The 6,557-nt window shown below is 39.4% G+C and carries 7 protein-coding genes; all 7 read left to right on the plus strand.

Features of this window, described 5'->3' with window-relative positions; genetic code table 11:
- Positions 1 to 650: type II CAAX prenyl endopeptidase Rce1 family protein (locus tag ACH2DQ_RS17350; protein ID WP_395027606.1), on the plus strand; the 650-nt coding region annotated here is incomplete at its 5' end.
- On the plus strand, positions 643 to 1,182 hold the full coding sequence (locus ACH2DQ_RS17355) for a PadR family transcriptional regulator (RefSeq protein WP_394910791.1): 540 nt from the start codon (positions 643 to 645) through the stop codon (positions 1,180 to 1,182). The genes ACH2DQ_RS17350 and ACH2DQ_RS17355, both read left to right, overlap by 8 nt.
- Positions 1,183 to 1,620: 438 nt before the next feature.
- Positions 1,621 to 2,772 (plus strand): hypothetical protein, encoded by a 1,152-nt coding sequence (locus ACH2DQ_RS17360; protein ID WP_395027609.1) that lies wholly within the window; start codon positions 1,621 to 1,623, stop codon positions 2,770 to 2,772.
- Positions 2,742 to 3,617 (plus strand): beta-galactosidase trimerization domain-containing protein, encoded by an 876-nt coding sequence (locus ACH2DQ_RS17365; protein WP_395027611.1) that lies wholly within the window; start codon positions 2,742 to 2,744, stop codon positions 3,615 to 3,617. Before ACH2DQ_RS17360 ends, ACH2DQ_RS17365 begins: the two co-directional genes overlap by 31 nt.
- A gap of 138 nt (positions 3,618 to 3,755) precedes the next feature.
- Positions 3,756 to 4,709 (plus strand): ABC transporter permease, encoded by a 954-nt coding sequence (locus ACH2DQ_RS17370; protein ID WP_394910793.1) that lies wholly within the window; start codon positions 3,756 to 3,758, stop codon positions 4,707 to 4,709.
- Complete coding sequence (locus ACH2DQ_RS17375) at positions 4,703 to 5,608, plus strand: carbohydrate ABC transporter permease (protein ID WP_394910794.1); 906 nt, start codon at positions 4,703 to 4,705, stop codon at positions 5,606 to 5,608. Before ACH2DQ_RS17370 ends, ACH2DQ_RS17375 begins: the two co-directional genes overlap by 7 nt.
- 44 nt (positions 5,609 to 5,652) lie before the next feature.
- A partial coding sequence (locus ACH2DQ_RS17380) for an extracellular solute-binding protein (RefSeq protein WP_395027613.1) occupies positions 5,653 to 6,557 on the plus strand: 905 nt, incomplete at its 3' end.

Raw genomic sequence — 6,557 nt, forward strand, 5'->3', positions numbered from 1 at the left:
GTGATCTGCATACGAAAATCCATCTGCGTGGGAACCTCCGCTGGTATTTATTTTCGATTTTATCTTACCCTGCTGTTGCTGTGGTGGTAATACTTTTAGGAGCTGCAACAAATTGGATTTACTTTGATTCTTTTCGAATTACAGGAATTATAAGCGCCTTTTTGATAGGAATTATTCCAAGTATTATTAAAAATATCTTTGAAGAGTTTGCGTGGCGAGGTTACTTATCCAGCGCAGTAGAAAAACAATTCAAAAATGAATGGATTATGTATCTAATTGTAGGAAGCGTTTGGGGTATATGGCATTTGCCATATTATTTGTATTTTTTTCCTACAGAACAGTTCTCGCTTATATGGTCTGGCAGCCGTTTGTCGTTAGCTTTCATGTCAATCATTGCGATGATCTGCTGGACAGTGCAGCTCATGGAATTCCGGCGGATTACCGATTCCGTCTGGCCCTGTGTTCTCACACATGCTGTACAAAATTCTTTACTCAATCCAATGCTATTGGAGGGGTTCATTCAGATGGAAACTGGCAGAGAGTATCTTATAGCTCCTACAATCGGTCTTGCATCCATTGCGCTGAATTTAGTGATTGCCTTCTATTTAAGAAGAAAAAGGCTTGAGAGAAAGGAAAAGCAGTATGGATAAAATTATTCTTGGACTTTTAATGATAAAAGACATGACGATATATGAATTGCATACGAATATCAAAAACAACTTTGGGCCTATGGCTAGTGATAGCATGGGGAGCATTCAGGCTGCCATCAAAAAAATGCTTTTCCATCAAGCGATCATCTACTGCGAAAAAGTAGATAAAGGGGTCAACAAAAAAATATATCAAATAACCGATATAGGTAAAAACAATTTGCAAAAATGGTTATTGTTACCGATGGAGACAGGCAAACATAAGAACATGGAATTGAGTAAACTGTTTTTTATGGGGATGATTCCCCGAAACAAAAGAGCTGAGCTTATCACCGAATATATTGTTTCTGTGAAAAAAGAGCTGAGGTATCTTACTGCTATTGCAGAAAGGTATTGTGATTTAGATGTAACCTCTCAGGGTCAGGAAGTAATCGACTTAGTGGAATTTCAGCTGTCGACACTCCAGTATTCCATTGATCAAGCAGAATTTGAAATTGCGTGGTATGAAAAATTGCTTGCAAAGATAAAGCAGTAAGCAGAAGTGCACAAAGAGGCGTGGATGAATGTGTGATCTGGGGAGATTACTTCTATATGGAGCTGCTGACGAGATTGTCGAAGGATTGGGAGATTTATTGGTAGGGGACTGTGAAATATTGGGTAGAGCAAAAAGAAGGTACTTGATTGAGGGCAGATAGGCATGCATTGCCGGTGCCTTCTTTTTTTATGTAGTTTTATACATACTAAGCAGTCTGATCTCAACTGTCATACTAATTTTATATATCAGAAATTCCCAAAATATCATGGTATTTGCCGAAAATATCATGGATTAGAGGTAAGGTTTTACTTATAATAATAAAAAAAGATAAACGTATGGCTATGTTAAGAATGGCATTCAATTCGGCAGAGGTAAAGTAAAAATCGTCAATATCTCAAAAATCAATTGGGATTGACAGAATAGAAAGGAACATATTCTATGGAGAGATTACGTTTTAGGCAGGTACATTTGGATTTCCACACATCAGAACACATTGCCCACATAGGAAAAGAGTTTGATAAAATGCAGTTTAGAGAGGCATTAATCAGAGGTCATGTGGATTCTGTTACCTTATTTTCAAAGTGTCATCATGGATGGTCTTATCACCCGACGAAAGTTAATGTAATGCATCCAAATCTGAACTTTGATTTACTGGGTGAACAGTTAAATGTTTGTGAGGAACTTGGTATAAAAGCTCCCATCTATTTATCGGCAGGCCTGGATGAGAAAGAAGCAGTACGGCACCCGGAGTGGCTGGTTCGCAGGAGCGATGACAGTGCGGATACACCGGCAGATTTTGTATCTAAGGCTGGCTATCATGCGCTGTGCTTTGGTTCAGGCTATTTAGAACTTCTATTAGAAGAAATTGAGGAAGTAATGCAACTTTATCATCCATGTGGGATTTTTCTGGATATTTCGGCAGTTAGGCCTTGTTATTGCCATAATTGCCGAAGAGATATCCTGGCAAGAGGGAAGGATCTCAGAGACATGGAAGCAGTAATGGAACAGGCGGAATTAGTGTATGAAAATTATGCAAAGAGGGTTATGGAAACTGTACGTAAGTATAGTAAGACATGTTCAGTATTCCATAATGGGGGACATATATCCAGAGGAAGGCGTGACATTGCTTCATATAATACGCATCTGGAACTGGAGAGCCTGCCTACGGGAGGATGGGGGTATGACCATTTTCCTATGTCTGCTTCTTATGCAGCGAATCTGGGAATGGAGTATCTAGGTATGACAGGAAAATTCCACAGCTCATGGGGAGAATTCGGTGGGTTTAAGCATCCGAATGCACTGAGATATGAGAGCGCCTTATCACTGGCAATGGGGGCAAAATGTTCAATTGGGGACCAGCTACATCCTTCCGGCCGTATGGATATGGCAACCTATGATTTAATCGGAACAGTTTACCAGGAAGTGGAAGAAAAAGAAAAATGGTGTAAAGATGCAGTGCACTGTGCTGATATCGCTGTGTTAAGCGAAGAGGCCGTGAATTGTAATGTTGCAGACAGGGATTTGAAATTCTGGGGGACATCGGGGCGAATCGCGTCCTTTTGGAAGGAAATTATCTTTACAGTTTCATAGATTGCGAGGAGGATTTTACTAAGTACCGGCTTTTAATTTTACCAGACACTATCCGACTGGATAAGGTACTTGTTGAAAAGCTGACAGCCTATCTGAATCAGGATGGAAAAATACTGGCTAGCGGGAGGAGCGGACTTTATCAGGATGCAGATGTATTTGCATTGGAGTTCGGTGCAGATTTTGCCGGAATTGTGGAATATAAGCCCAGCTACGTTCTATGGAATTCTTCAATGCCAGAGGTGGCAGCAAGGGTGATGTATGAACAGGGATATCTACTTACGAATGTAAAAGGAGAGGTTTTTGTGGAAAGGCAGAATTCATATTTCAATAGAGACATCCGGCATTTCTGCTCCCATCAGCATACACCAAATAACCCGGTAGAAAAGTTTCCGGCAGGTATTGTCACTGACAAGACAATCTATATTGGCTGGGACTTATTCCGTGATTATGGAAAACGGGGAAGCCTTCACAGTAAGCAGTTGATAAAGAAAGCCATAGATACTCTTTTGGGTGAAAACAGGACTATTGAGGTTTCCCTCCCAGACAGAGGGATTGTAACATTGTCAAAACAGATTTCAGACCGAAGATATATCTCACATTTATTATTTGCTTATACAAGCATCCGGGGAGAAGGTCATATCGGGGAGAGTGTTTATCCGATGGAAGTAATTGAAGATATAGTTCCACTTTATGACGTGGATATGACGGTAAAGCTCCCGGAAAAAGTAACAAATATCTATCTGGCTCTACAGGGGCAAAGCATCCCATTCCAGCAAGTGGATGGATGCATATCCTTTATTGTACCACAGGTAGATTGTCATCAGATGATAGTTTTGGAGTATTAGGGGGTTAAAAGGCAGATGCAGTATTTAACGCTGTACGTACATAAAACAGTTATGGAAATATCATAGTATTTACAAATATTATCATGGATTAGAGGTAAGAGTTTAACTATAATATGAAATAGAAAGAAGGGGTAATAAATGAGTCCATTACCAAAAAAGAAAAAGGAACAAAGTGCCTTATCAAGAAGAGCATTATGGAAATCTATTAAAAGTAACAGAATGCTGTTGTTCATGATGATTCCCGGTGTCGTTTATTTTGTCGTGTTTTGTTATGGACCTATGTATGGGGTTGTACTGGCATTCAAAGAGTTCCGTATTACGGATGGAATCTTGGGTAGTCCATGGGCAGGCTTTCAGTATTTTGAACAGGCATTTAAGGATCCATATTTTTGGAAGACGGTGTTTAATACTTTGATCATTAGTTTTGCAAAACTGATAGTAGGATTCCCGGCACCTATTATTTTTGCAATACTTATAAATGAATTAATTCATCCCCGTTTTAAGAAAGTAGTACAAACCTTTGCATATCTGCCACATTTTATGTCGTGGGTAATTTTAGGAGGTATTTTCTTTTCACTACTTTCCATTAATGGTCCAATTAATAGTATTTTGGAATTCTTTGGTATGGAAAAGGTTATGTTTATGGGAAGTAAGGAGCACTTCCGGGGAATATTAGTTCTAAGTGAGGTATGGAAAAGCTTTGGATGGGGATCTGTTTTATATTTCGCAGCCATTGCAGGTATTGACCAAGAGATGTATGAAGCGTCAAAAATGGATGGTGCAAACAAAATACAAAATATTGTTTACATTATCCTGCCGGCTATTTTTCCGGTCATCTGTATCAATTTAATTTTAAGCTTATCAGGAATTTTGAACGGAGGATTTGACCAGGTATTTAATCTTTACAGTGATTCCGTATATGAGGTGGCAGATATCATCGATACCTACGTATATAGATTGGGCCTAAAAAATATGCAGTATAGCTTATCTACCGCAATAGGTCTTTTCAAATCCGTAATCGGATTAATCATGATTGTGCTCGTGAATTTTATAGTGAAAAAAGTGGGTGGAAAGGAAAATGCATTATGGTAAAGAATAAAAATAAAATTAAAAAGAGCAAAGGAGAAATAACTTTTAATTGCATTAATGTCATTGTCATGGCGCTGATTCTTGTCATTACCTTTTATCCATTTTGGTACATAGTGGTCATTTCCCTTAGTAAAACGGCTGCAGGAGGCGGGTTCGCCTTATGGCCGGAGGAGCTTAGCCTGAATGCGTATAAGGTTTTACTGGACTATGATGCGGTCTGGACAGGATATGTAAATACCATCGTTCGCTGCCTGCTTGGTACTTCTATAAGCGTTGTATTCACGGCAATGACGGCATACCCCCTTTCTAAGAGAGACTTGCCTTTTCAAAACTTATTTACAAACTTCATTTTATTTACTATGCTATTTAGTGGAGGGTTGATTCCCACGTACTTATTGGTGAAAAATCTGAACTTGTTCAATAGTGTGTGGGCACTTGTTTTACCAAGTATGCTGGGGGCATATAATATCTTTATTGTTCGTAACTTTTACCGCTCTATTCCCGCAAGCCTTGAGGAGGCGGCCATTATGGATGGAGCAAACTGGTTTTATATATGGTATAAAATCATTATTCCATTATCAAAGCCCATCCTTGCCACGATTACACTTTGGATTTTAGTTGGTCACTGGAATTCCTGGTATGATGCCATGCTATATATTCAAGACAATGATAAGACTGTTGTTCAAGCGATATTAAGAAAAATCACCCTGGAGAACAATCCAAGCAGCGTAAGTGCCATAAATACATTAATGGCCAAAATACAGGCAGGAAGCGTGATGCCGTCTTCGAAAATGTTGGAAGCGGCTATTACCGTAGTTACAATTCTGCCTATGTTGATAGCCTATCCATTTTTACAAAGATATTTTGTGAAAGGTATTATGGTTGGTTCTGTTAAGGGTTAAGATGCACATTCATTATAAATAAAAATATTAGGGAGGAAAGAAAAATGACAAAAAGAAAGAGAATCTTATGTTTTGTGCTGGGTTTGTCCATGGCAGCCGGACTATTATCTGGTTGTGGAGGAAAAGCAGATTCAGAGTCCGCTTCCAAATCTGCTTCAGAATCAACAGCAGAAGGGGCTTCCAAAACGAATGCGGAAGAAAGCACTCCTATGGTATTGGACTTAGCGATTCCTTGGCCGGAGAAGTATACGGAGGATCAGCAAGTTCGTAAAATATTAGAGGAAAAGTATAATGTAAAATTTGAATATCATGTAAGTCCCGGAAAAGAAGGTGTTAATCTGCAAATTGCATCAGGTGATACTCCCGATTATATGGTTGAATTTAATATAACCGATTATTGGCATCTTGTGGATCAGGGAGTTTTAGCAGAGGTTCCGGTGGAACTGATAAAAAAACATGCCCCTAAATATTCGGAATGGCTAGAGCGTGAGAGTGGCATGGGGGAAAGTGTGTGGGAGAATTTCATGAAGGATGGCAAAAATTATGCCATGTTTAACTTATGGACTCTGGCAACTAACTGTAGTGTTACGGCATACCGTCAGGATCTCTTGGAGCAGGCAGGCATTGCAAAAGCACCGGAGACGATTGATGAGATGGAAACGGCTTTTAAAGCCATAAAAGAGAAGCTGAATATTCCTGCATTTGGTGCAGGAGATGGAGGTGAGAGTATGTTAGGCTTTGGACATATATTCGGAGCCTTTGGAACTTATCTGTGTAATTATGAGGAAGATGGAGAACTCAAATATGGTCCTATTCAGCCAGAAGCAAAACAAGCATTGGAAGTGCTGAACCGCTGGTACAAAGCAGGCTATATTGACCCTGAATTCATCATCACCAAACATGAACAAATGGTTGAGAAATTTACAAATAGTGAACTTGCATCAGCAGC

The organism is Robinsoniella sp. (assembly GCF_034124845.1).

Excerpts from the sequence above, each read along its gene's own strand:
- ACH2DQ_RS17360 (WP_395027609.1), top strand. The coding sequence starts at position 1,621 with ATGGAGAGATTACGTTTTAGGCAGGTACATTTGGATTTCCACACATCA.
- ACH2DQ_RS17355 (WP_394910791.1), top strand. The coding sequence starts at position 643 with ATGGATAAAATTATTCTTGGACTTTTAATGATAAAAGACATGACGATA.
- ACH2DQ_RS17375 (WP_394910794.1), top strand. The coding sequence starts at position 4,703 with ATGGTAAAGAATAAAAATAAAATTAAAAAGAGCAAAGGAGAAATAACT.
- ACH2DQ_RS17370 (WP_394910793.1), top strand. The coding sequence starts at position 3,756 with ATGAGTCCATTACCAAAAAAGAAAAAGGAACAAAGTGCCTTATCAAGA.